The sequence below is a fragment of the Mucilaginibacter sp. P5_A4 genome (assembly GCF_056400605.1).
Window position 1 is genome coordinate 1 of sequence record NZ_JBFUKX010000038.1, and the last position, 25,795, is coordinate 25,795.

The 25,795-nt window shown below is 40.6% G+C and carries 22 protein-coding genes; 3 read left to right on the plus strand and 19 right to left on the minus strand.

Translation table 11 applies throughout. The annotated features are described in order from the left end of the window. Positions 1 to 965: amidohydrolase family protein (locus AC1DQW_RS19710; RefSeq protein ID WP_477455636.1), on the minus strand; the 965-nt coding region annotated here is incomplete at its 3' end. 156 nt (positions 966 to 1,121) lie between these two features. Here AC1DQW_RS19710 and rlmN point away from each other — a divergent pair. Beyond that, complete coding sequence (rlmN, locus tag AC1DQW_RS19715) at positions 1,122 to 2,189, plus strand: dual-specificity RNA methyltransferase RlmN (RefSeq protein ID WP_477455637.1); 1,068 nt, start codon at positions 1,122 to 1,124, stop codon at positions 2,187 to 2,189. A 23-nt stretch (positions 2,190 to 2,212) separates the two neighbouring features. Next, positions 2,213 to 2,911, plus strand: coding sequence for a ComF family protein (locus AC1DQW_RS19720; protein WP_477455638.1), 699 nt, complete (start codon positions 2,213 to 2,215; stop codon positions 2,909 to 2,911). A gap of 101 nt (positions 2,912 to 3,012) precedes the next feature. Here the strand turns inward: AC1DQW_RS19720 and AC1DQW_RS19725 are convergent, their stop codons facing one another. The 3 genes from AC1DQW_RS19725 to AC1DQW_RS19735 form a co-directional block, all read right to left on the minus strand. Beyond that, a complete protein-coding gene (locus tag AC1DQW_RS19725; RefSeq protein WP_477455639.1) occupies positions 3,013 to 6,141 on the minus strand; it encodes a PAS domain S-box protein in 3,129 nt (1,042 codons plus the stop codon). Positions 6,142 to 6,144: 3 nt separating this feature from the next. After that, complete coding sequence (gene glyA / locus AC1DQW_RS19730; RefSeq protein WP_477455640.1) at positions 6,145 to 7,431, minus strand: serine hydroxymethyltransferase; 1,287 nt, start codon at positions 7,429 to 7,431, stop codon at positions 6,145 to 6,147. A 246-nt stretch (positions 7,432 to 7,677) separates the two neighbouring features. Then, the gene (locus tag AC1DQW_RS19735; RefSeq protein ID WP_477455641.1) at positions 7,678 to 8,424 is read right to left on the minus strand and encodes a segregation and condensation protein A; all 747 of its coding nucleotides are present in this window, start codon (positions 8,422 to 8,424) and stop codon (positions 7,678 to 7,680) included. A gap of 215 nt (positions 8,425 to 8,639) precedes the next feature. On the opposite strand from AC1DQW_RS19735, the gene dxs reads away from it, so the two are divergent. Beyond that, the gene (dxs, locus tag AC1DQW_RS19740; protein WP_477455690.1) at positions 8,640 to 10,571 is read left to right on the plus strand and encodes a 1-deoxy-D-xylulose-5-phosphate synthase; all 1,932 of its coding nucleotides are present in this window, start codon (positions 8,640 to 8,642) and stop codon (positions 10,569 to 10,571) included. Positions 10,572 to 10,654: 83 nt separating this feature from the next. On the opposite strand, the gene AC1DQW_RS19745 is transcribed toward dxs, so the two are convergent. The 15 genes from AC1DQW_RS19745 to AC1DQW_RS19815 all read right to left on the minus strand — a co-directional run bounded on the left by AC1DQW_RS19745 (position 10,655) and on the right by AC1DQW_RS19815 (position 25,795). Beyond that, positions 10,655 to 12,244 carry a gliding motility protein RemB gene (locus AC1DQW_RS19745; protein ID WP_477455642.1) on the minus strand — a complete coding sequence of 530 codons (1,590 nt, stop codon included), beginning with the start codon at positions 12,242 to 12,244 and terminating at the stop codon, positions 10,655 to 10,657. Positions 12,245 to 12,275: 31 nt separating this feature from the next. Next, positions 12,276 to 13,412 carry a GDP-mannose 4,6-dehydratase gene (gene gmd / locus AC1DQW_RS19750; protein WP_477455643.1) on the minus strand — a complete coding sequence of 379 codons (1,137 nt, stop codon included), beginning with the start codon at positions 13,410 to 13,412 and terminating at the stop codon, positions 12,276 to 12,278. A gap of 191 nt (positions 13,413 to 13,603) precedes the next feature. Further along, the gene (locus AC1DQW_RS19755) at positions 13,604 to 14,167 is read right to left on the minus strand and encodes a DUF3109 family protein (protein WP_477455644.1); all 564 of its coding nucleotides are present in this window, start codon (positions 14,165 to 14,167) and stop codon (positions 13,604 to 13,606) included. 9 nt (positions 14,168 to 14,176) lie between these two features. After that, positions 14,177 to 14,953: a DUF3108 domain-containing protein gene (locus AC1DQW_RS19760; RefSeq protein WP_477401519.1), complete on the minus strand. Its 777-nt coding sequence runs from the start codon at positions 14,951 to 14,953 to the stop codon at positions 14,177 to 14,179. 156 nt (positions 14,954 to 15,109) lie between these two features. Next, positions 15,110 to 15,625: a DUF2480 family protein gene (locus tag AC1DQW_RS19765; protein WP_477455645.1), complete on the minus strand. Its 516-nt coding sequence runs from the start codon at positions 15,623 to 15,625 to the stop codon at positions 15,110 to 15,112. A gap of 316 nt (positions 15,626 to 15,941) precedes the next feature. Then, positions 15,942 to 18,071, minus strand: a complete 2,130-nt coding sequence (locus AC1DQW_RS19770; protein WP_477455646.1) for a peptidylprolyl isomerase — start codon at positions 18,069 to 18,071, stop codon at positions 15,942 to 15,944. A 92-nt stretch (positions 18,072 to 18,163) separates the two neighbouring features. Then, on the minus strand, positions 18,164 to 18,760 hold the full coding sequence (gene lptC / locus AC1DQW_RS19775) for an LPS export ABC transporter periplasmic protein LptC (RefSeq protein ID WP_477455647.1): 597 nt from the start codon (positions 18,758 to 18,760) through the stop codon (positions 18,164 to 18,166). After that, positions 18,753 to 20,066 (minus strand): BamG family beta-barrel-assembly machinery protein, encoded by a 1,314-nt coding sequence (gene bamG / locus AC1DQW_RS19780; RefSeq protein ID WP_477455648.1) that lies wholly within the window; start codon positions 20,064 to 20,066, stop codon positions 18,753 to 18,755. Before bamG ends, lptC begins: the two co-directional genes overlap by 8 nt. Next, a complete protein-coding gene (locus AC1DQW_RS19785) occupies positions 20,059 to 20,802 on the minus strand; it encodes a type III pantothenate kinase (RefSeq protein WP_477455649.1) in 744 nt (247 codons plus the stop codon). Before AC1DQW_RS19785 ends, bamG begins: the two co-directional genes overlap by 8 nt. Beyond that, positions 20,802 to 21,494 carry a phosphoribosylformylglycinamidine synthase subunit PurQ gene (gene purQ, locus AC1DQW_RS19790; protein ID WP_477401529.1) on the minus strand — a complete coding sequence of 231 codons (693 nt, stop codon included), beginning with the start codon at positions 21,492 to 21,494 and terminating at the stop codon, positions 20,802 to 20,804. The genes AC1DQW_RS19785 and purQ overlap by 1 nt, the downstream gene beginning before the upstream one ends. 161 nt (positions 21,495 to 21,655) lie before the next feature. Beyond that, the gene (locus tag AC1DQW_RS19795; RefSeq protein ID WP_477455650.1) at positions 21,656 to 22,642 is read right to left on the minus strand and encodes a DUF6427 family protein; all 987 of its coding nucleotides are present in this window, start codon (positions 22,640 to 22,642) and stop codon (positions 21,656 to 21,658) included. A 156-nt stretch (positions 22,643 to 22,798) separates the two neighbouring features. Then, positions 22,799 to 23,806 carry a glycosyltransferase family protein gene (locus AC1DQW_RS19800; RefSeq protein ID WP_477455651.1) on the minus strand — a complete coding sequence of 336 codons (1,008 nt, stop codon included), beginning with the start codon at positions 23,804 to 23,806 and terminating at the stop codon, positions 22,799 to 22,801. A 239-nt stretch (positions 23,807 to 24,045) separates the two neighbouring features. Then, positions 24,046 to 24,900 carry a UDP-2,3-diacylglucosamine diphosphatase gene (locus tag AC1DQW_RS19805; protein ID WP_477455652.1) on the minus strand — a complete coding sequence of 285 codons (855 nt, stop codon included), beginning with the start codon at positions 24,898 to 24,900 and terminating at the stop codon, positions 24,046 to 24,048. A 265-nt stretch (positions 24,901 to 25,165) separates the two neighbouring features. Continuing rightward, a complete protein-coding gene (locus tag AC1DQW_RS19810; RefSeq protein ID WP_477401536.1) occupies positions 25,166 to 25,690 on the minus strand; it encodes a DinB family protein in 525 nt (174 codons plus the stop codon). A gap of 9 nt (positions 25,691 to 25,699) precedes the next feature. After that, complete coding sequence (locus AC1DQW_RS19815; RefSeq protein WP_477455653.1) at positions 25,700 to 25,795, minus strand: type II toxin-antitoxin system HicA family toxin; 96 nt, start codon at positions 25,793 to 25,795, stop codon at positions 25,700 to 25,702.

The following is a 25,795-nucleotide window of genomic DNA, read 5'->3' on the forward strand; positions in this document are numbered from 1 at the left end:
TCGCTCAGCATACACAGACTATTGTTTGATGCCAGGCTGTCGGTACCCAGGGTAATGTTAAAGCCCTGATCAACAAACAGCTCTATTTTAGGTAGTTTACCTTCTATATACAAATTGGCATTGGGGCAAAAACACCAGTTTACTCTACGGTCGAATCGTTTGATGAAATAAATATCCTTTAAATTGGTGCAGGTATTATGCACTAGCAAAACCTTTTGTTTATTGGTTAACAATGGGATAATGGATTGCATAGAGTTACGGGCCTGCGGCTTAAAGTAGCCGATATCAATACCAAAATGCTTATAAAGCTCAAGAAATCCCCCTAATTTATACCGGTAAAACTTATTTTCGTCCTCGCATTCCTGGTTATGAATGCTAATGAGGTTATGGCCCTCTTCGCTGTGCTTCCTGATCAGCTTAAACAACTCTTTTGACACTGAATAAGGCGCGTGCGGGGTTATTGAGCATGGCATTGGCTTAAACTCATTAAGCAGAGTCATAGCTTTATCAAAAACCTCAGTGGCGTTTTGCGGTAAAAAACCAAAGGTTTCTACAAAGGTATGATAGTACAATTTACTTTTAGCCTTAACCGGGATGCTGAAATTGGTATTGGATATATCGCCTACGGCAACAATACCATTATCATACATTTCCTGATCGGCCATTTCGATGGCGTCCTCCACCAGCTTTTGGTCGGAGTTTCTGAAAGTCTGAATATCTTTTATAAAAGAAACCAGCCCATTGCCGGTGTTTATTTTTTCTTTTAAATGTGATAGTTCTGTATGGCAGTGGGTGTTTACAAACCCGGGGCAAATAATACCATTAATTTGTTCAATAGGGCCATCTGGAGGGTTGCGGTGATCGGTAACTGAGATGATCTTGCCCAAATCATCAACTGTAACAATTCCATTCTTAACAGGATCGGCATAAACAGGAAAAACGTAATCGGCTCTAAAACTTTTCATTCAAATTTAAAATTGGGGTAGCATCTCATCACGTTTTTATTCGGAACACTTCTCTGGGCAGGGTATTTACAAATAACTTTTTATTATTGTTTTATTCTACCAAAAGAATGACTTTAAAAAAAGACAGATTTTTTTAAATTTAAGTACTTTTGCAATGTGAACAATACAAAAGGTAAAATTGACATCCGAAGCCTGAGTTTGAAAGCCTTACAGGAGCATTTTATCCGAATGGAGGAAAAAAGCTTCCGGGCTAAACAAGTTTATGAATGGCTTTGGAAAAAATCGTGCTTCTCTTTTAACGAGATGAGCAATATTTCAAAAGAACTTCGTACTAAACTGGATGAAAACTTTGTTATCAACAACGTTAAAATTAACACATCGCAGATTAGTGCTGATAAAACTATAAAAAATTCTTTTATTTTACACGATACTCACCTAATTGAGGGTGTTTTAATTCCAACACCGGGCAGAATGACTGCTTGTGTGTCGTCTCAGGTGGGCTGTAGCCTCACATGTAAGTTTTGTGCCACAGGATATATGGACCGTAAAAGGAATCTGAATCCCGATGAAATTTACGATCAGGTGGTACTTATTGACCAGCAGGCGCGCGAAAACTATGGCATCCCTTTATCCAACATTGTATACATGGGCATGGGCGAACCATTGCTTAATTACAAAAACGTAATGGATTCAATAGAGCGTATCACTGCCGAAGATGGGCTTAACATGTCGCCAAAAAGAATAACAGTATCCACTGCCGGTATTGCCAAAATGATTAAAAAACTGGGCGATGATGAAGTAAAATTCAACCTGGCCCTTTCATTACATGCCGCTAATGACGAAAAGCGCAATACCATAATGCCTATAAATGAGCAAAACTCTTTAAAGGCACTTGCCGAAGCACTGAAATACTACTACGCCAAAACCAAAAACCCGGTAACATATGAGTACATCATTTTTGATGGGGTTAATGATAACATCCAGGATGCTATGGAGCTTGCAAAATTTTGCAAACACCTGCCCTGCAAGGTGAATATTATTGAATACAACCCGATTGCTTTTGCCAGCTATATTAACGCTAACGAAGATAAAGTAGAGGCATTTGCCAATTACCTTATAAAACAAGGCATTAATACGCACCTACGCCGTAGCCGGGGTAAGGATATTGACGCGGCCTGTGGCCAGCTCGCCATCAAAGAAAAGGCTAAAGTTGCCGAAGTTTAAAAAATCTGCCTTAAATTAATGGCATGAAATTACCAGGCGGTTACCTTGCCGATTTTGTTGCACTGTTATTTCCTCAACTTTGCCCTGCCTGCAATGCCAGCCTGGTTGCCCATGAGCATATTATTTGTTCTGATTGCCGCTACAATTTGCCTTACACCAACTTCCACACCCAACCCGATAATATTGTTGCGCAACAGTTTTATGGCAAAATAAATATTGAAGCGGCTTATGCCCTTTACTTTTTTAATAAAGGTGGCAACGTGCAAAACCTGATGCATCATTTTAAATATAGCGGCATGAAACAGATTGGAAACCTGGTAGGAAACATAGCAGGCAACCAGCTAAAAGAGAACCCGGTTTTTAAGAGTGTAGATTACATAATTCCTGTACCTCTCCATAAAAAACGACTGAAAGAACGCGGGTACAATCAAAGTGCATGTTTTGCAGAAGGGCTGGCAGAAAAAATGAATGCGGGTGTTGAATTAGATAATTTAATACGCAGGATTGCAACAAGCACCCAAACCCATAAATCGCGCTTTGCCAGGTTTGAGAACATGCAGGAAGTATTTGCAGTTGCCAAACCCGAAAGGCTGGCCGGCAAACATATTTTACTGGTAGATGATATTGTTACCACCGGCTCAACGCTGGAAGCTTGTGGCATAGAGTTATTAAAAGTGCCGGGTTTGAAGCTAAGTATTGCCACAATTGCCTATGCCGTGTAGCGCCTTGCTAATTTCAGCCGAAAGCTGAGGTCGTGTATACCACGAGTTGGAAACTCACGGCAACTGCTATCTTTTACTCCCCCTTCAGGGGGTTGGGGGGCCTATTGGTGCTGGTACCTGCTTAACTTCTCGTAAAGCACTTTTGGGTCAAATGGCTTTAGGATATAATCGTTCATACCGGCATTACCTATTTCTCCCATTTGGTTACTAAGCATTGATGCTGTTAAGGCTATAATAGGTAATTGTTGAAAATAGGTTTCAGGATTTGAGCGGATCACCTGGGTTGCTTCCAGGCCACCCATTTCGGGCATGTGAATATCCATTAGTACCACATTGTAGTTTTTATTGGCCAGTATTTTATTTACCGCCTCAATACCATTCTCGGCAAAATCAGCATCCGCGCCCCACCTTTTTAGTATCTTATTGATCAATAAACGGTTTATCTGGTTATCATCAACTACCAAAACATTAATTTTCAGTCCTTCTTCCACGTTGTTATTATTGCTGTTCAATTCGTTATCTGCTTTGCTAAAGGTTATCGTGAACCAAAACACCGACCCCTGACCGGGTACACTATCCACATTTATTCTTGAATCGTGCAGCTCAATCAAGCGTTTACTTATGGCCAATCCTAAACCTGTACCCCCATATTTGCGCGTAGTGTCAGTTTCGGCTTGCTTAAACTGTTCAAATATTACATTTACTTTATCAGCGGCAATCCCAATTCCTGTATCTGTTACCGAAAACCTTATCCTTACATCCTTCTCGCTTTCCTGTATAACTTTCAAATCGATATTTACACCGCCTGTATTTGTAAACTTAATCGCATTACTTACCAGGTTTAATAATATCTGACTTAAACGGGTACGATCTCCTATTATAATTTGAGGTACGGCATCATCTATCGTTTTGCTAAGATAGATATTTTTTTCGGCAGCTTTGTATTGTAGTGAGCTACTGATGCTTTGTACCAGGTCGTGAATGTCAACCCTTACTTTTTCAAGTTCAACATTGCCCGTCTCCATTTTTGCAAAATCCAGCACATCATTTATCAGTGTTAATAAATTCCCGGCAGAAAATTTCAGTATTTCCAGGTTTTCTTTTTGCGACTCCAGCGGCCCATCCTCCAACAATAGGTGCGACATTCCAATAACGGCATTTAATGGCGTACGTATCTCATGGCTCATTACAGATATAAACATATCCTTTGCCCGGCTCAGTTGTAATGCCTCCTCTTTGGCGGCAATTAGTTCTATTTCAGCTTTCTTTTTGGCCGTAATATCAATAATTACCTCAACATACTTATCAACTTTGCCATACCTATCCAATATCACCGAATTGATGACCGAAACCCATAATGGCTGTCCATCTTTTCGATAAATAAGAAGATCGACCTCAAATGATTGTTTATTTTTTGAAAGCTCACGAGCCCGTTGAATAATGGCAACATCAGTAAGTGCCCCCTTTAGCACATCGCCAAGGTGATTGCCTTTTACTTCATTTATATCATATCCGGTAATTCCTTCAAATGCTTTATTTACCCATTCAACCTGACCATCGCAGTTGTTTATAACAATGCCGCTGGTAACTTTGCTGGCTACCAATGACAAAAGGGTGAGTTCCTCCTCATTTTTTTTGCGTTCGGTAATATCAACCATAACGCCAATTTGCCGTTCCACTTTTCCAGCCTCATTAAATACCGGGCTGTTTGATAAAAAGGTCCATATTGGTGTACCATCCTTTTTGTACACCTTCATTTCAACCTCGTAAGGTCTGTTTTCCTTCACGGCTTGCACTGCACTTTCAAATACTGTAAGGTCGGTATCTTCACCTATAAGTGCGGAACCAATTGCTTTTCCTTCCAGTTCGGCAAAAGAGTAACCGATAATATTCTCCTGCGCTTCGTTCATCCATAAAATCCTGCCCCGTATGTCGCGTATAAAAATACCGCTTGGCGATTTCCTGGCCGCGAAGGACAAAACTTCAAGATCCTGTTCAATTTTTTTGCGGGCTGATATATCAATGATCACCCTTATAAACTTATCAACCTCACCTTCGTTGTTACGTATAACCGAATTAACTACAGTTATCCATAAAAACGCTCCATTTTTAGTGGTTATTAAAAGTTCAGCCTCGTACGATTCTTTATTTTTTATCGAGGCCTGTAATTTCGCTTCAGCAACCGGGTCAACAACTTTACCCTTCAGTGTAGCACCAAGATATTTATGCTCAACATCGGCAAGGTTAAAACCGGTAATATGCTCAAAGGCATGGTTTACCCAAGCAACTTCGTCGGCAGCATTACTTATTACCACGCCATTGCTCACCTTGCTTGCCACCAATGCCAGTTGTTCCAGTTCATGCGAAATGCGTTTTTGATAACTTACATCCCGGCCACTGGCAAACCATTTGTTTCCATTAAAAGTAACCGACCAGGCTATCCATTTTATATCTTTTGCAGGCGTTAATACTACAGTTTCAATATCAAATTTGTGTTGCTGTTTGAGCAAGCCTGCTTCAAGTGTTTTTAATGTTTTAACTTTCTCGTCTTCGGGGAAATAATTCCAAATGGGCTGCCCTATTATTTCCTGGGCGCTATACCCCAAAATGGATTTTGCAGAATGGTTTACCTGTTCGATATTAAAATGCCTGTCCATAATGCAATGAACATCCGGCGAACTGTCAAACAAATCGTAAAATTCCTTGTAGCGAACCAGACTTTGCTCCAGTTCATATTTTTGCTTACGTAGCGTAAGGTGCGACATGACATCATCGGCCAGGGTGCGCAAGGCATCCCGTTGCTCATTGCTAAGCTTACGGGAGACTGTATCAATAACGCAAAGGGAGCCCAAGCGGTAGCCATCGGGATCAATGAGGGGAGCGCCGGCGTAAAACCTAACAGTTTGACCGGTTACAAATATATCATTTCTAAAATCATCATCCTCAGATACGTCATCTATCTCAAGGACCTCGTCATTTAAAATGATTTTATTGCAAAAGGCACCAGCACGGGGTATTTCCTCCTTACTGGTGCCAAATTTCGATTTGAACCATTGCCTGTCACCATCTATCAAGGATATTAAAGCAACGGGCACATTACATATATATGATGCCAAACGGGCAATGGCATCATATTCACTTTCGGGCAAGGTATCCAGCACATGGTATGATTTTAACGCTTCTAAGCGCCTTTCTTCATCATTTATAAATCCATGTTGCCTGTTTGTCATTATTTATTCCGAGCCGTTCTCGCGGTACAACGGATAGTCGTACATCAGCTTGTGGACCTTTTTACGGATTTTCTTGATAGAATGTTCGTTTTCCGGATCAGAAATCACTGCATCTATCAGCTCCACAATCACTTCCATTTGCTTCTCCTTCATCCCACGGGTTGTTATTGCAGCTGTACCCACACGAATGCCTGAAGTTACAAACGGCGACTTATCGTCGTAAGGAACCATGTTTTTATTAACAGTAATATCTGCAGTAACCAAAGCATTTTCGGCAGCTTTGCCGGTAATATTTTTATTTCGAAGATCTATCAGCATCAGGTGATTATCTGTACCACCCGATATGATCTGGTAACCACGCGCAACAAAAGCCTCGGCCATAGCTTCGGCATTCTTTTTAACCTGAACAACGTATTTCATGTAGCTATCGCTCAAAGCCTCGCCAAAAGCAATGGCTTTAGCAGCAATAATATGCTCAAGGGGGCCGCCCTGTGTGCCTGGGAACACCGCCATATCTAATAATGACGACATCATCCTGATCTCGCCCTTTGGAGTTTTTACACCGTAAGGATTTTCAAAATCCTTACCTAATAAGATCAAACCACCACGCGGGCCACGTAATGTTTTGTGAGTTGTTGTAGTAACAATATGGCAATGCGGCAGTGGATCTTTCAACAAACCACGGGCAATAAGGCCAGATGGGTGCGAAATATCAGCCAGCACCAAAGCACCAACTTCATCGGCAACTGCACGAATAAATTCATAATCCCAATCGCGCGAGTAAGCCGATGCGCCACAAATGATCAATTTTGGTTTTTGCTCTAAAGCTACTTTTTTAAGTTGCTCATAATCAATCAAACCAGTTTCTTTCACCACCCCATAAAAATGTGGCTCATATAATTTACCAGAAAAATTTACCGGCGAACCGTGTGTCAGGTGACCACCATGTGAAAGATCAAATCCTAATATTTTATCGCCAGGTTGTAAACAGGCCAGCATTACGGCGGCATTTGCTTGCGCGCCTGAATGGGGCTGTACGTTTGCCCACTCGGCATTAAACAATTGTTTGGCACGCTCAATGGCAATGGTTTCAATTTCGTCAACCACCTCGCAACCGCCATAATAGCGTTTACCCGGTAAACCTTCGGCATATTTGTTGGTAGCAACAGAACCTGCCGCTTCCATTACCTGTCGGCTTACAAAATTCTCAGATGCTATCAGTTCAATGCCCTCCTCCTGGCGTTGCTGCTCTTCATCCAACAACTTAAATATCAGTTTGTCTCTTTTCATTGTGTATTTTTAACGGCGCTAAGTTAGCTAAAAAGATAGATTTGAGATGTGAGATATGAGATTTGAGACGGAACTAATTTGAGATTTTACGTGCAACTAAATCAGCACAATATAATTTGCTGTTCAGGCACTTATAACCAATAAGTTTTTGTTATAAACTTATCTTCCGTTTACCAAAACAGATTTGAGATTATAGTGTCTTGTCGAAGTAGAAATAATCCACCGTTCGGTTTCATGTCTAATATCTCAAATCTCTCTAGACGAGATCCAGAAATTATTATATCCTAATCCTATTTGTATATCAATCAGTTCCTGTTGCAGCATTTCAAGCACAGCCAGAAAGTTGTACACAAAATGGACCTTGTTCTCAGATTCTTTAGCCAAAGCTTTAAAATCGAGCATTTTATTGATCTTCAGCAAATCGGCAACCGCTTTCTTTTGCTTTTCAATAGTGTAAGGGTATTGCTCAACGGTGTGCTTTACCTCTTCGCTACGGTTTATGTAGTTGCGCATCAGGCGCTCATGTACCATCATTAATTTATACAGCGTTATTTCTGATAACTCCTCGCCGGGTAAAACTACTTTTTCAACCTGTTCCAGGTCGTGTTTGATGTTGCCGCGTTTTTCCTGTTTAAATCTTTCGTCTTCATAAGGGCGCAGCTCTTCGCACAATTCCTTAAACTTTTTATATTCTATAAGCTTCCTTATCAGGTTCTCTTTGGTATCAGTATCATCGCCGGCATCTTCAGCCTCATACCGGGGTAACAGCATTTTTGCTTTAATGCGCATCAGCGTTGCTGCAACAAATATAAATTCACTGGCCAGCTCCATGTTAAGGCTGGTCATCTGGTGAATGTAGTTCAAAAAATCGTCGGCAATTTTGGCAATGGGGATATCATGAATATCAAGTTCATCCCGCTCAATAAAAAACAGCAGCAAATCAAACGGACCTTCAAACTGAGGTAATCTTATGGCAAAGCTGTCGTCGGTCATATTTGTAGCAACAAAAGTAAGGGCTGAGAATCAAGAAACAAGAATCAAGAGTCAAGATTTTTGAATAATTTATTAAAAACAAACAACCTAAACCGTTCTCTTGATTCCTGATTCTAATCTTCTGACTCTTTACCTCAAACAATTAATACATTTTGATGTACTTTATTTATAAATAATTAGCTTACTTTGTAGGTTAAATACTCTTACGAATGTCTATGCAGGTACCGGCCGGAGATTTATTATCGAAAATAAATTACCCCTCTGATTTAAAGCAACTTAATGAAGACCAACTTGAAAAAGTTTGTCAGGAGCTACGCCAGTACATTATTGATGTGGTATCAGTAAATGGCGGTCACTTTGCTGCCAGCCTTGGTGTTGTGGAGCTCACAGTAGCCCTGCAATACGTTTTAAACACCCCTTATGACCAGTTAGTATGGGATGTAGGCCACCAGGCATACGGCCATAAAATACTAACCGGCCGACGCGAAGATTTTCATACCAACAGAATTTATAAAGGCATTAGTGGGTTTCCAAAACGATCTGAAAGCGAATATGATACTTTTGGTGTAGGGCACTCCTCTACTTCCATATCTGTTGCTTTAGGCATGGCCGTTGCATCGCATTATAAGGGTGAGACCGACAGGCAGCATGTTGCCGTAATTGGCGATGGCGCCATGACTGCCGGGATGGCTTTTGAAGCGCTTAACCATGCAGGTATCGAAAACTCAAACCTGCTGGTGATCCTGAATGACAACAACATGTCTATTGACCCTAACGTGGGTGCCTTGAAGGAATATCTTACCGATATTACTACCTCCAAGCCTTACAACCGTTTCAGAGACGATATTGCTCATGTGCTGGCCAAATTATCAGCCATAGGCCCGGATGCGTTCAGGATTGCTCAAAAATTAGAAAAAAGTATAAAAGGAACGTTGCTTAAACGAAGCAACTTTTTTGAAGCCTTAAAATTCAGATATTTTGGACCTATTGACGGGCATGATGTAAACCACCTGGTAAGGGTTTTAAAAGACCTGCGCAATATACCCGGTCCTAAAATATTGCATTGTGTTACTACCAAAGGTAAAGGCTATGCCCTTGCCGAAAAGGACCAAACCAAATGGCATGCGCCAGGATTATTTGATAAAATAACCGGCGAGATCAAAAAAACAAAACAAGAAAAGCCGCAGCCTCCTAAATACCAGGATGTGTTTGGTATTTCTATAATCGAACTTGCCGAGCAGAATCCTAAAATTATGGGTATTACCCCTGCTATGCCATCAGGATGTTCATTAAACCTGATGATGAAAGCTATGCCTAACCGGGCATTCGACGTAGGTATAGCCGAACAACACGCCGTTACGTTTTCGGCAGGCCTGGCTACCCAGGGTTTAATACCATTTTGTAACATATATTCCAGCTTTATGCAAAGGGCATATGACCAGGTGATCCACGATGTGGCCATACAAAAACTCAACGTAATATTTTGTTTGGACCGTGCTGGTTTTGCCGGTGCCGATGGGCCAACCCACCATGGGGCTTATGACCTGGCTTATATGCGCTGCATCCCCAACATGACGGTATCGGCCCCGATGAACGAGGAAGAACTGCGTAACCTGATGTATACTGCCCAGCAGGATAACATGGGCCCGTTTGTGATAAGGTACCCACGTGGTAACGGTGTGATGGTTGATTGGCAACGCCCTTTTAAAGCTATCCCCGTTGGTAAGGGACGTAAGATTTGTGACGGGGAGGATGTAGCGATACTATCGATTGGCGCTATTGGCAACGAAGTTGTAAAAGCAACTGCCGCTTTAAATACAGAAGGTTATTATCCTGCACATTATGACCTTCGTTTTGTAAAACCACTTGATGAGGCTTTATTGCACGATGTGTTCAGGAAGTTTGATAAAGTGATCACCGTTGAAGATGGCTGCCTTGAAGGCGGTATGGGGAGCGCTGTGTTGGAGTTTATGGCCGATAACGGTTATCAGCAAACACAGGTAAAACGATTGGGGATACCAGACAGAATAGTTGAGCACGGCGAACAACCCGAACTTTGGGCCGAGTGCGGCTTTGATGCCCATGGCATAGCTAAGCAGGTTAAAAACTTAGGTGCCCAGAGGAGTGCGCATACGATAGCGTCGTAAAACTTTATTCAGACCGGCGATGCGGAACGAACTGCGGATGCCTCTGCCGGGTTAAACTGTTCTTCTTATTATATATACGCTCATCAATGTACCTTATAACTCGCCAGATCATTATACATACTGCGGAACGAACTGCGAATGCCAAAAGTTAGCATACCTGTTTTATCATTAAACCGGTTGTTTTTTTCGGTACGGTAAAGGCCGCCAAGCTCAATACGCAGGTTGTATTTGGGATTAATAAGATAAGCTATTTTACCCTCCAAAAACACCATATTGGTAGTTAAACCCTGGCCGGTGTAGTTACCGTTTTGCCTTACAGGATCAATATATACCTGGAAAAGGTCTTTTCCATAGTTTTGGCCATTAATATCTAAGCCATAGTGACCATAATCAGCTTCACCAGAGAAATCGAACCTTTTGTAGGAGTAATTCAACAAGCCCACAACCTCGCGGAAGTTGGCCCCCCAAGGATGTGCAAGCGGCTCGCCATTGTCAGTGTAATTTTGCACCGAACTGCGTTCAGAGTAAGTAAATGGCTTAGCGTTGTTAGTTTCAAGTAAGTAATTTAACCCTTTGACGTTAAACAGGTTGGCTCCCCTTAAACCAAACTGCCATGCATATTTATTGCGGGAGCTTCCAGTAGCCGAGAAGAAATTTTTGGATTCAAATTCATCCAATGCAAATTGGGCATATGCCGTGATACCATCACTTATTTTGTACTTACCGGTAAGCCCTAATAAAGCATTATCAGGCGAGCCATTTGACGCCTCAACCGGCCTTAAAAATATAATGGGATTAAGATAAGTAAAGTCAAAACCTCGCTGATGCCCTGCATCATCCTTTGCTCCCCATATGACCGAATCAAAAAATCCAAATGATAAACGGTTACTTACATTCCAGTCTAAATAATGAAACACGGCAAATTTTTTCCTGTCATTGTTATCAACACGGGCAGACAGCGGATCGTCCATATACGCCCACATGGCTATATATTTAACATTCCCCAGTGTGGCGGTTGCTTTAAAAAACGGATAGGGGGATGCATAATCAGACAAGAGTACAGACCGGTAACCATCGCCGATAAATGTTTTATCGCGCCCGGCAGTTATATTTAAATATTTACCTGGCGTATAGGATACCAGTGCCGTAATATACGACCAGCGGTACTCAGTGCCATAAAGCCCGCCATAAGCCTGCCCGCGCACTATACCAACCTGGTTAGTGTAGGTGGCCAGGTACTCTGGTAATTGTGCCCTATTTTCATAAGCACTTACGTAATAGGAAAACTGGTTGCCTAATGTTCCGCCTATCTGTAATCCTAATGAACCAAAACTGGTATTCTTTTTGCCCGAAAAATCTCGGCTCACGTTAAAATCGGGTAACAAATCGGCATAAAAAGTTGAATTACTTCCTTTTACATCAACCTGGTGTTCATTGAAAAATTTACCATTAAAGCTGCCTATGTTGTTCATTAACGAATCGTAATGATGTTTCAATAATGAATCATCACCAAAAAAAGGCTTCAAGGAACTATGGAAACGGGTTTTAGTGGAATAAACATCCTCATTCAGTTTCTGGTAAAACTGGTACGAATAAGGTTGATATACAGATTGAGCTTTTAAAATTCCACCGGTTAAAACCAATAATAAAATGCTGGTAAAAATTTTCTTCATAGATGTAGAATTGCTAAAATCCAATTATTAATTATTCAAAATAATTAAGTGTCGTAAACCCGCCCTTTTTTAAATACTCGTCTTTTTTCACCAAGTGCAAATCCGATTTCACCATATCAGTAACCAAAGCCTGCAGGTCGTATTTAGGCTTCCACCCTAATTTTTCAAATGCTTTTGATGCATCGCCAATTAACAGATCAACCTCGGTAGGCCTAAAGTATTTGGCATCTACCTTTACAACCGTTCGTCCCATTTTTAAGACATCGAGATTAAGTCCAAGTTGCCTGGCTTTTTCCTGGTCAATATCAATAATCACACCGCGTTCATACTCGTCTCTTCCACTAAATTCCACTTCTATACCAAGCTCATTAAAAGCCATTTTTATAAAATCGCGAACTGTGGTAGTAACACCTGTGGCTATTACAAAATCTTCTGCCTTTTCCTGCTGCAACATAAGCCACATGGCTTCTATATAATCCTTCGCGTGGCCCCAATCGCGCTGAGCAGACAGGTTACCTACATAAAGGCAATCCTGCAGGCCTAATGCAATTTTTGACGCCGCACGTGTGATTTTTCGGGTAACAAAAGTTTCTCCGCGTATAGGGCTTTCGTGGTTAAATAAAATCCCGTTGCAGGCATATATGCCGTATGCTTCACGGTAATTTACTATTATCCAATATCCATACATTTTTGCAACCGCATATGGCGACCGCGGATAAAAAGGAGTAGTTTCACTTTGGGGTACTGCCTGCACCAAACCATAAAGCTCTGATGTTGAAGCCTGGTATATTCGTGTTTTTTTTGTAAGCTCCAATAATCTTACCGCTTCTAAGATACGCAACGTACCTATACCATCGGCATTAGCAGTATATTCTGGTGTATCAAAACTCACCTTAACGTGGCTTTGCGCGGCCAGGTTATAAATCTCGTCGGGCTGAACTTCCTGTATTAACCTGATTAAATTAGTTGAGTCTGTAAGATCGCCATAATGAAGCTTGAACTTTACATTGGGTTCGTGCGGGTCATGGTATAAATGGTCAATCCGATCGGTATTAAATAAAGACGAGCGCCTTTTAACACCATGTACTTCGTAACCCTTTTTTAGCAAAAATTCAGCTAAATATGCACCGTCCTGCCCTGTTATACCTGTTATTAAAGCTGTTTTCATTTATTATTGAGGCAAATACTTATATACTACAATATTATCCAAATTAATTGTAAAAACCTGCTAAGGGAAACACTTAAGTTCAATTTCGAACTTTGAATGTCCAATTTTTAAAGATTTGACCTCGGAACTATATCCTTCTTTAATAGTTTAGAAAAATGACTTAGAATTTAGCGTTTGGTTTTTAAGATTTACTAAATTCCCGCCACCTCGTTTTCAAGTTCCTGGTACCAGTCTGCACCGTACTTACGAATCAGCGGACCTTTCAAAAACTCGTGCACACGCACTTTCAATTCGTCGCCAAAAGTACATGCAGCGCTGCAAATACTCCACCGATCATAATTCAACACATCAAATTCGGGGTAAGCGGTGATCCGGATGGGATACAAATGGCAGGAAATTGGCTTTTGCCAACTGATAGCGCCCTCTTCATAAGCTTTTTCTATACCACATTTAGTGATTCCGTTTTCCCAGATAACATAAGCGCACTCTTTGTTGGTATCAACACAAGGCGTGGTGTAATCGCCTTCAAAATCTTTTACATAGGTTCCTACCTTTTCAATGGTGCTGATCCCCTTGGCGGTAAGGTAAGGTTTTACTTTAGGATAGATCTCTTTTAAAATATCAAGTTCATTGGCATTTAACGGCGCGCCAGAATCGCCCTCCAGGCAACAGGCACCTTTACATTTATTTAAATTGCAAACAAAATTTTCCTTTACAACATCTTCGTGTACCAAAACACTACCTACCTCAATCATATTTTAATTTTAATTCTTTATTGGATTCAAAGGATACTTTAACCCGCTTGCCGCCTGTAAGTCCATTGTTATACTACCTAAAATAACTTCAACATGCGCTTTTACAGGAATCCTGTTGCCATCATTAGTGATCCAAAGGTACAACTTACTATCTTTCCTGAAAATACGGCCAGGTATAATTGTAGGGTTAAATTTTAAACAGTTAAATGTACCCATACTACACTTTACAACTTCTGTACCAACATAAGTAACACTCAGGGTATGAAAGCCATCCTCCAAAAAATACTGCATCTCAAATGTTTGGCCGATTTTTACCTTTGAAACATCAATTGTGCGGGCAAAATAATAGGCCGATACAAAATCAAAGGTCTTCCCCGTAAACGGGAATACACCTTTATTGGCAGTAACCTTACTTTCCTTTTGATCAAAGCTTACATTATCGGTATGCTTCCATTTACCTTCATGCCTGTTCTCGGTATAAAAATAAGGTTGCAATGTGTTCTGATCTACATACGATTCGTATTTATTGCGCACTTTGTAAAAAATATCAAATGTACCCGCAGTTTTACCCTCGGCAATAAGGTGAAAGGCCGGTCCGGGAAGTTTTCTATCGCTTGCTTCAACACGTATATCGGCTGCTGCAGCGGTAAAAAAGCCATATTGCATTTTATAATGCAGCTTTTCCCCAACCTTAAAAACAGGCTCGCTGATCTTGGTAAGCTCCTGGGAAAATACAACAGTATTGCATAACATTAATAACAGGAAGCTGGAGAAGTATTTTTTCATTAACACGGTTTGCTTTTAAATAAAGCCGCTTTTGTAAATCATTTAATCGGCATGCGGGTATATGACAACTGCTTATATAAATGGTTTAAATTCATTTTTGTTGTGCACGCATGAAAATACTATCCAATTGCTTACTTATTAACACAAAACAAACCATTAATCCTTGCGCTTGTAGATTGGCACAGTTGAGCAGGGCTCGCCAAACATAAGGCTTTTAACTATGGGGGTTAACTTTTTTGTTAATTCAATATAGGCCGAAACAGGCACTGGGATGTCGCCGCAACCTTTTAATACAATCCGCTGGCCGCTATACTGTTCCAAATCAGCTTTGGCGATTTCTTTTTCAAACAGCACTGTTTCTAAAACAGCCATATCGCCAAAAACAACCTCGCGTGCATACGGGGCCATACGGTTTGCCAGCAGCATATAAGCCCAGGTTGGCACAATGGCGTCAGCAGTGCAGGTAATCCCTACATTTTTACCTTCGTATTGTGTAAAGTCGTGCTCCTTTATAAAATCTCTCAGATCCTTTTCACGCAGCATCAACCCGTGGAACAGGTTTTCTTTAATATCATAAATAACACGTTCGCCGGCCGGGTAAAAAGCTGCGGGATCTAAAGTAACCAAACCACTTTGTGCTACTTTATTTACTATGTTTTCCTGTATATCCATAATGTTAAAAATGCTAAGCTTAATATTTAAAAGAAGCTATATAAAAATAAAAAAACAGACCGTCTTGCGAGCCACGAAGCAATCCCAAACTATGCAGATCGGATTTACAAAGCTACCCTGAAAGGCGGGGATTGCTTCGTACCTCGCAATGACGCGTGGATATTGCTTCATTAGAGGTATAAAACAGCCCTATATTCCCTTTCATTGCTCACGAAGCCATAACGGCTTTTTTTTCAGACAGTTCTAATTGATAAGCAAAAAAAATCCGGGAACAGGTTTAATACTGTTCCCGGATACAAAATTACGCTTATTTATATTATAACAGTTTAGCCCTGTTATCTTTTACATTAGCATTATCTTTCAAGGCCTCTAATATTTGCCCTTGTGCGCGTTGTTCCAATACCTGGCTAATTTGTTGTTTCTGCCTTACATTGTTGGTAAGCGCTGCAGGATTGGTAAATCCATCAACAAAATATACAAATACTCCTTGCTGACCGTTAACCGGTTTTGAAAGAGTATTTGGTTTCGAACCAAATATTGAACCTATCAACTTATATTCTGCAGACTGGCCTGGGATAACCGGGTTGGCAAAAACAATATTTTGAACAGGAACAGCTTTGGTGCCTGTTTTTTGAGCTACCAGATCAATTGAAGATGAACCGCTCAATGCAGCCTGGAATTTCTCATCCAGCTGTTTTGCTTTTACTTCGTTGCGCACCGCAGGTTCAATTTGTTTTTTTACCGCATCAAGCGATAAAGTACCTTTTGGCTTTATCTGGCTTAAACGAGGAATGATATACTGATCGCCTACTGTAAATACCTTATCAGTTAAATCCCCTTTATCGGCTTTAAATGCCCATCTAACCACATCACGCGCATTATCCAAACCAGGTAAGCCAGCCGCTGTACCGTTAACGTCTTCGGCGTTGATAATTTTCAGACCTTCTTTTTTAGCCTCGGCATCAAAATTATCTTTTGTTAAAGYTCCTAAAAAACCCTGTGCTTTGCTGTAAGCTACAGTTTGGGTTTTACTGCTTGATTGTATTGGTTTATCAACAATAGCAACTTTCACCACTTTGATAGAACCTTTTTGATCCTCTACCTGGATAAGGTGAACACCAAACTGTGAGGTAACTACAATTAAATCGCCTTTCTTAGCTTTAAAAGCTGCGTTAGTATATTCGGGAGTAATCTGCCCCTGGCCGGCCATAGCACCGTTAACATCAAATGCGGGGATATCTCCGCCTTTTACAGCACTGCCTCTATCCGTTGAAAAAGTGGTTGTCAATTCGGTAAACGATTTACCGCCTTGTATCAATTTTTTAATTGAATCAGCTTTGGCAATAGCTTTTTCTATACCACCTTCGGTTTGTGGGTTAATTAATATATGCCTTGTTTTAACCGAATCAAAAGTAGTTTTAACATCACTTAGCTTAGCAATTTTATAGCTGCCGTTTGATACGTAAGGACCATAAACAAACCCCTTGGCAGCATTAAACATTAATGTATCCAGTTTGGGCTCAAGCGTTCCCTTTTTTTGGAAGGTAAGTGGAGTTTTTGTTTCAGAATTTATTTGAACAAAAAGCGAATCGTTAGAAGTTACTTTGATACTATCTACCAGTTTATCCACCTCAGTTTTTATAGCTACGCTATCTTCTTTTGAAGGTGCAGCGTTAAAGCTTACATATTCAAATGATCTTACTTCCTGCGGGATTTTAAATTCGGCTTTATGCGCATCATAATACGCGCTGTAATCACCATCTGTTAAAGTAACTTTTGAATCGGGGATAGATGCATAATCAAGTGTAGCATACTTAAAGTTAACCAACTTGTTTTTTGCCAGGTAATCATCATTAGCTTCCAACGAATTCACATATAAGCCATTGGTAACAATAGTTACATATTTCATTTGTTGTTTAGCTGCAATTAACTGCTTTAAAAACTCGGCCCATCCTTGCTTTTGAGCAGGATCGGCTTTTGAAGAATTTAAATAGGCTAAAAACTGGTTCAGTTTATTCCTGTCGAATGCACCGGTTTGCTGATCGGCAAACTGACGGGCAATCTGTGGGTCCGGATTATTACCGTTAACCATTGCAGTACTCTCATCCTCGCTAACAACTAATCCTAATTTTTCAATTTCCTTTTTCAGGAGCAGTTCACTCAATACCTGATTCCAGGTTGTTTCCTGGATGTAGTTGACAATCTGCGGCGAAATACTTTGCCCCGATTGCTGCTTAAATTGATTTGTATTTTGCTCAAGTTTTTTATTAAACTCGTCAAACGGAACTTTTTCGCCGTTTACTACGGCAAGTTCATTGTTATCGTCCTTAAAAAAGGAACCTCCTGATCTTACTACCTCGCTCACGATGAATGCAAAAAGAGCAACCCCAATAAAGATTGCGAGGATTTTCCCCATTCGTTCGCGCAAGAAACCCATTATACCCATTTCTGTAATTTATTATATTCTTTTTAAAGAGGGCGCAAGATACAATTTTTAGTAAAATTCTATAACACAAAATTTTCCTGAAAAAAATAACATTATTGTGTCACTTTTTCATCTACATGAAAAACCCCCGTACTGCTTTTAAGTGTTKGATGCAGAAATTTATCGTCGCTCTCAAAACTATCCCCGTTCATTACATTACCCCCAACCATAGTTACCTGCACCGGTTTGTGCGAATACACCTTGTTAGTTGCCTGATCCCAGTACAACTCATCGGATTTATAGGTTTCGCCCTTAGCATTAGTGGCTACTACATTTTTGTGAAACTCAATAAATTTTTGATCATTACGCGATATCCCCGTATCAGCAACAATATTACCCGACTCTTTTTGTGTTTCCTTATCGTAAAATATAACTTTTACCCCGCGGGGCATTAATTTATAAGGTTTTTTAGTTTGATATTCTAATACTAAAGGAGTTATCAGGTGTAATTTAACCCTGGCAGAATCGCTCATGATCAAATCAACACCTTTTGTCGGCGAAACTATTACGCCCATCTCGTTGGATGCTATTTCTTTAACCTTGTTCAGGTCATTCTCGCAGGAGGATATATAAAAAGCAAGCAAAGGCAACAACAGCAGGCCTAGGCCTTTTATATGTTTTACCCGGCTATGCATCTGTTGATTAATCAAACTTATATTTGGTGAACCACTTGTCGTTAAGCGTAAAGCCTAAGTGCAGGTTAATATAATTTTCTTTAACCAGGCCATTGGTCAACGTTCCTCTTTGACCTACCTCGGCCGAAATATTGATTTTATAAAAACTACCATTATTAGGGCGCAAAGGAAAACCTAAACCGGCAGTAATGCCATACCTTTTAATCCTGGTATTATTAACAGTCATGTAAGTTTCATCGTAAACACCTCCTATCCGGTAATCAACAGTGGCCAGGTAATTACGGATAGTGGCAATATTAGGTGTATACTGTGCGCCTACGTTAACTGTACGGCTGTTTTGCAAACCCTGGTTTACGCCAGATATGCTCAGATCAGACCACTGCCCCATTGAATAATCTGCTCCAACCAAAAATTTCCCATCATTTTGGAACGAGATACCAAAACGGTTTATCTGTGGCAGCTTCAATTTGCCATTAGCACCCTGCCTGTTTACAACGCTATCAACAGCAATATTGGGATTACCGTTTGCATCATTGGTGTACTGGCTTACAATATAGCTGCTTTGTGAGTTAAGTTTGGTACCTGCCGATGCAGAATAGCCCAGGATAAGATGTTTTGTTTCAGAAAAATCAAAAGAATACTGCAGGCCATAATCATAATTTAAACCACCGATAGCATTGCTTTGTTCAATTTTTGAATTTAAGGTTCCGACTAAACCAGGAATCTCGGTTGTACTTATATCTTTAATATTACCAAATATATAAGATACATTACCCCCTATTAACAAATGCTTGCCAATGCCAAACCCGTAACCTAAATATGCTTTTGATAAACCGCCATCGCCACTATAGTTGTAATTGGTAGCATTGGTATCGGCCGATGCACCGGACCCCAGGTTACTAACAGATTTTCTATAATTATAACCACGCTCACTGTATGGCAACAAACCAAAACTAAAGGCCGAACGTTTGGTAACCGGTATGCCAAAGGCAATATGACTAAGCCTGAAATTTTTATTACTTTGGCTTGATTGCCCTGTTTGGCTTAAGGTTGAAAAATTACTATACAGGCCCACATCAATAACCGTTATGCCAATTGCACCGTACGACGCTGGATTTATGACGTTTATATTGTTAAATAAGCTTATTCTGTTTGTTGCCACGCCAATGCCGCCCATACCAATATTTTGTGGCATTAACTGGGGATCGATATCGCCCAGACCGAACCGTGAATATGGAGAGCTTGTGGTAGATTGAGAATGTGCTGCAAATGCGATAACAGCAAATAAAAGTGTTAAAAAAAACCTGGTATATTTAATCATTATGCTTTTGTATAGCTGCGTTTAATCCTTTTAAAACCAAATAGGGCTCAATTTTTATATAGGGGGCAAAGATGCTATTTTTTAATAGCGTATCAAAAAAAATACTGTCGCCCCCGCTCAGTACAATATTCAGTTGGGGATTGTTGGCTTTGTAGCTTTCAATAAACCCCGTTAGCTCGTATTTTATACCGTTTTGTACGCCAGAGCGTATCGCGGTTTCGGTGTTGCTGCCATACCCTGCGGTAAAATCCGCATCGGCATTTATTAGCGGCAAACCGGCCGTATAATTGTTTACAGCCTTATAACGCATATTTAAACCCGGTGATATACTGCCTCCAAAATAATTACGGCTGCTGTCAACATAGTCATATGTTATGCAAGTACCGCCGCTAATAACCAGGCTGTTTTGGCCAGGATACACGTTGCTTGCCCCTATTACAGCGGCTAACCTATCAGTACCAAGTGTTCCAGGTGTTAAATAATGGTTTTGTATCCCCGCGGTCATTGTACTGTTGAAATAAATGAGGCGGATATTTGTTTCCAAACTGGTTAGCCAGGGCTCAACATCCTTTTTAACCGATGATACTATAGCCCTGTTAACTTTATACCGGTTTAATAATCCATTTAGCCAGTTGGCATCAACCTCATCAAACTGTTCAACCGCAAGCAGTTCATCCAGCTTAAAAACCGCAATTTTTGTAAATGTGTTACCAATATCGATAACCAAGTTGGTCATCAGGCCCTTACTATTGATAATATAGATTCAAAAATTGCCAGTCCATCTTCGTTTGCCAGTAAGCTATCGGCAGCGCGTTCGGGGTGAGGCATTAAACCAAATACATTCCGGCTTGCGTTACAGACACCGGCTATATTCTGTATGGATCCGTTAGGGTTTGCATCTTCGGTTATATTACCAAACTCGTCGCAATACCTAAACAATACCTGCTCGTTATCATTAAGCCTTTTAATCACATCAGCATCGGCAAAGTAATTACCCTCGCCATGCGCGATAGGAATTTTGTAGGCCTGCTCCTGCTCTAAACCTGCAGTAAGTAATGATTGGCTTGTTTGTGGTTTTAAATAAATATTGCGGCAAATAAACTTGCGGTTTGTATTATGCAACAAAGCTCCATCAAGCAAACCGGCTTCGGCCAGGATCTGGAAGCCATTACAGATTCCCATTACATACCCGCCTTTTGCAGCAAATTGGATCACTTCCTGCATAATTGGCGAAAAACGCGATATAGCGCCTGAACGAAGATAATCGCCAAATGAAAAACCACCGGGCAAAACAACAAAGTCAACACCCTGCAGGTCATGATCTTTATGCCATAACCTTACAACCTGCTGGCCCATTATTTTTTCTAATACGTATATGATGTCTTCATCACAGTTTGAGCCGGGAAATATAACTACGCCAAATTTCATTTGAATTGTTTTATTGTGTAATAATTGTCTATCAAAAAAGACGCTCAATAGGGTCTTATCGTTTTAATATCATTTGCATTTATGTTTACATAAACAACAGCTAATGATGGTTTCACGTTACAAAACTAATATAACCGCTGAAATTTGAACGAATGTAAAAGTTAAAATTTGTTAAACTGAAAGTAGATGATGCTGATTAGCAGCAATAAAAACAGGCTTTCGTAAAACCATTTTTTGGTAGCATATAAAAAATAATAGGCAAAAAACACCGCAGCAGGCGCAATACACAATAAAAAATGGCTAAGATGGAAAGATGAGTTGACGTAAAACGAAAATGCCGTTATTAAAAAAATAAAAAATAACAGCTGAAAAGATTTACGGATCTGGACGTAACTTTTAAAGAAATTTTGCCGCAATTTAAAAATACAGAGTACCAGTATCAGTATAACCGGTATCAGCAGCAGGTAATTTAAAGAGTTTATGCTGATATGATCCGGAAACTTTTTACCCAATGGCAGCCAGATATTGTAGAAAACGGAGATGCGGTCATTCAGATAATAAAATACAGCCAAAAAGAAAAAGATAGTGCCATAACCTAAAACGCCCGATACCCACTCACGCCAGTTGAATGGTTTAAAAAGGATAAGCCCTATCCATATAGCCAAAAACAAATAAATAAAGGGGAAATAAAGAAGTGAGCCCAATGCCACTATCATACCCACATCATAGGAAATTGATTTTGCATCATCGCCTTTATACAGGTTCATAAGTTTAGAAAACATCCATATCAGCAGAAAATTACAGATGAGCGGGGCGCTTAAAATCAAAAAGGGCGAAAATAAACCCGATAGTGTTACATACATTAACGCGGGCAAAAATGTAGGCTTGCCTAATAAATTATAGTGATTTATTAAATAGTTAAGTAACAACGCCTGTATAAACACCAGCACAGCGGCCAATAATATATTTACACCTGGCGAAAACGCGTATTCATATGCTACCGGCACCAACAGGCGCGCAAATGGTTCAACAAATACAAATTCCAATTTATCGGGCACATGTAGCAGATAGCCTACCCGCGACAGGAAAAGCACAACAACCAGCCACAAAATATTCAAAGGATTAAAAGACCGGAATGCCTGGATCATATAGGGCGATAATTTGCGGGGTAAAATTAGTACAAAAAGCCAAACAGTTGTAAAAGTTTTCCGTGCAAAAAAAACGACCAGCCACACTTAGTGGTAAAATTTCGTGCAACGCTCAAGGTGGAAAATTATAAGCTTTATTCCCGAACTAAAACGCGCCTACACCATAATCCTCGCCAGCCTCGCATATTGATTTACCAAATTATCAACTATCTGCGCTGTTTCATCCGGAAAATCAACCACTACCTTTTTATCATCGCTTATCCATTTATTTAAATGAGTGGTAAAAGTTTCATTGATCCCGGGGATAACCGGCACCCCCAGTTTTGATGCTGCCAGGGCATTGCATTGCTGCTCATACTGGCCCTTCATGGGTATCATCATCACCTTCTTTTTCAGGAACAACGCTTCGGCAGGGCCCTCAAAACCACCACCCGTAAGCAGGCCTTCGCAGCTGGCCAGGCTTTTATTAAATGCCTCGTTATTTACAGGGAAGATCTCGACATTGCCCGATTGAAAGGGCGTTTTTTGTCGTTTTGAAAATATCTGCCATTTAACATCGGTCACTGTACCTAAATGCTTCAGCAGGGTTTTATCGTCGTAAGCAGGCAAGTAAACACTGTAATGGCCCAGGTTACTCGTTTCCATCTGGCGAATTTCACTACGGATAACCGGGGTATGTATAAAATCGTCATAGCGCTCAAAATGAAAGCCCACATGATGAGTAGTGGGCGAGTAATTTTTTAGCAGCCACTGGGCAAAAGGATCCTTTTTTGTGGGTCGGGGAGTATTTGGCGATACAAAGGAGCATTGATGACTTAACGATACAGATGGAACTCCCTGGAATTTGCAGGCCCATGCGCTCACCGGTTCAAAATCGTTAATAATCAGGTCGTATTGTTTTAGGGGCAGGCTACGCAAATCATGTATAAACTGGCGTAGGTTCATAATTTTCCAGGTAGCCCAGTTATCAACCCCTCCATTGGTACCAAATACAAAGCTAACACCGTGAAATTTGTACTTGAGCGGCTGCGATAAGGAAACCTCAGCCTCGGTGCCGCTCACCAGCAAATCAACCTCGCCATATTGCTGCAACAAAGGCACAATTTCGCGGGCCCGGCTAATATGCCCGTTGCCGGTTCCCTGTATGGCAAACAATATTTTCATGTAAATATAATTAGGGGCAATTTAGTAATTTGAACCGTTTTGGGGTTATTAAAAAAAAGTTCAATCATTTTTTCGCGCTAAAACGCAAAGGGAAGTTTGACTTTGACCATTGATCTTCTCTAATTGCCGTTGCCACGCAATCCCAGACGGTACAAAGCAAACTTTCATATTCGATCTTCAAATTGGGGGGCTTCATACCTCGCATAAACGAGTTAAGGTAGTTAGGTGAGAGAATACATTTATTCCGTCTCCTGCCTGAACCTATCCAGCAGGTTTTTTACATCCATCTTGGCATCCAGGTCTTCGGCATCAGTTTTATCATCTTCGTCGGTATCGGTGTGGAAGTCGTCGGCCCTGTATTTAAATATCGTCCAGTTACCATCGTGGTACTCCAGCGAGGTAAGGCTCTCTACCCAATCACCAGAGTTTAGGTAAAGTACTTTACCAGTTTGCGCGGTATCCTCTATCTCCCTGATCTCGGCATGGTGAATATGGCCACAAATCACATACTGGTAGCTTTTATCAACAGCCAGGTCGGCTGCGGTTTGTTCAAACTGGTTTATAAATTTTACGGCCTCTTTAAAGCGGGCCTTTATCTTTTGCGAAAAGCTCATTTTTTGCCGCCCGATAGCGGTTAGCAGCCAGTTGGTAAAACTGTTGATCAATATTAGGGTATCATAACCTACAGCGCCTAATTTGGCCAGCCATTTGGAATGCTGCATGGTTACATCAAATATATCGCCATGAAAAATCCAGGCCTTTTTACCGTCAATATTTAATACCACCTTATTAAGCAACTTGAATGAACCAAGGTCAAAATCGGCAAACTTCCGCAGCATTTCGTCATGGTTGCCTGTAAGGTAATATACCGGGATGCCATCGGTAACAAATTTTAGGATGCGGCGCACCACTTTCATATGCGCCTCGGGCCAGTATGATTTACTGAATTGCCAGATATCAATAATATCGCCGTTAAGGATAAGTATCTTAGGCTTAATGCTTTTTAAATATTTAAGCAATTCTTTTGCGTGGCAGCCATAAGTACCAAGGTGCACGTCGGATATTACTACGATATCAACCTCACGTTTTGCCATTAAAAATAAGGGGTTAAATTCTCAGCCGGCAGATTTTGCCGGTTATTGACTTTGAAAGAAATACTGAACAAACGATTACTCGTCGTCGTCGTCTTCATTAACATTTAATTCATAAGGGCTGATATAGAAAATGCATACCAACAGCAACAAAGCTATAACAACCAAATAACTATACTCAAAATTCATCATAAATGATTTTTACAAATATCAGAAAACCAACATTATCATACTGTTAAGACTCTGTTAAATGTAAAAGGTTTCATAACTATAAAAATTTTCTTTTTATCCGGCCCAGTTGTTTTAAATGATGTTCCAGGTGTATCCTGATGAACCTGAACCATTGCCTGGCATTAAGCATCCCCATGCGCGGATGTTTATAACGACTTGCTGCAGAGGAAGCTGCAATAAGCGGCATTGTAGTTTCTACCCGCTTACGGCATTTGATGATCATATTTTTCGCTTCTTCCTTACTGATCTTTGCGGCAGCCATTTTATCGGCTACGGCATCGGGCACCTTCCTTTTTACAGGCGGAAACACGCCAAGCATTAAACAAAAGCGCCCCTCCCAGGTAAGTCCTTTTTTAGTTGGCGGGCAGTTATTATGTGTGCACCTTTCCAATGCTATTGACGAACCTAATGTAGCCTGCAATATATGACTGTAAACTTCTGCGTATGACCAGCCGCCATCGGGTGGTGTTTCTGTAAACTGCTCATCGGGTATGCTATCCAGCTGCTCCCGGTAACTATCAAGGGCTGCTTCAATGGCGTAGCGTTCTCTGGCAATACTCATAATAGTCAATTATTTTAAGTCAATTCCTGCCTGTTTAAGAATAGCATGTAATGTCCCTTTTTTTAATTCTTTCGAATGCATAGGAACTACAAGTTCTTTTACCAT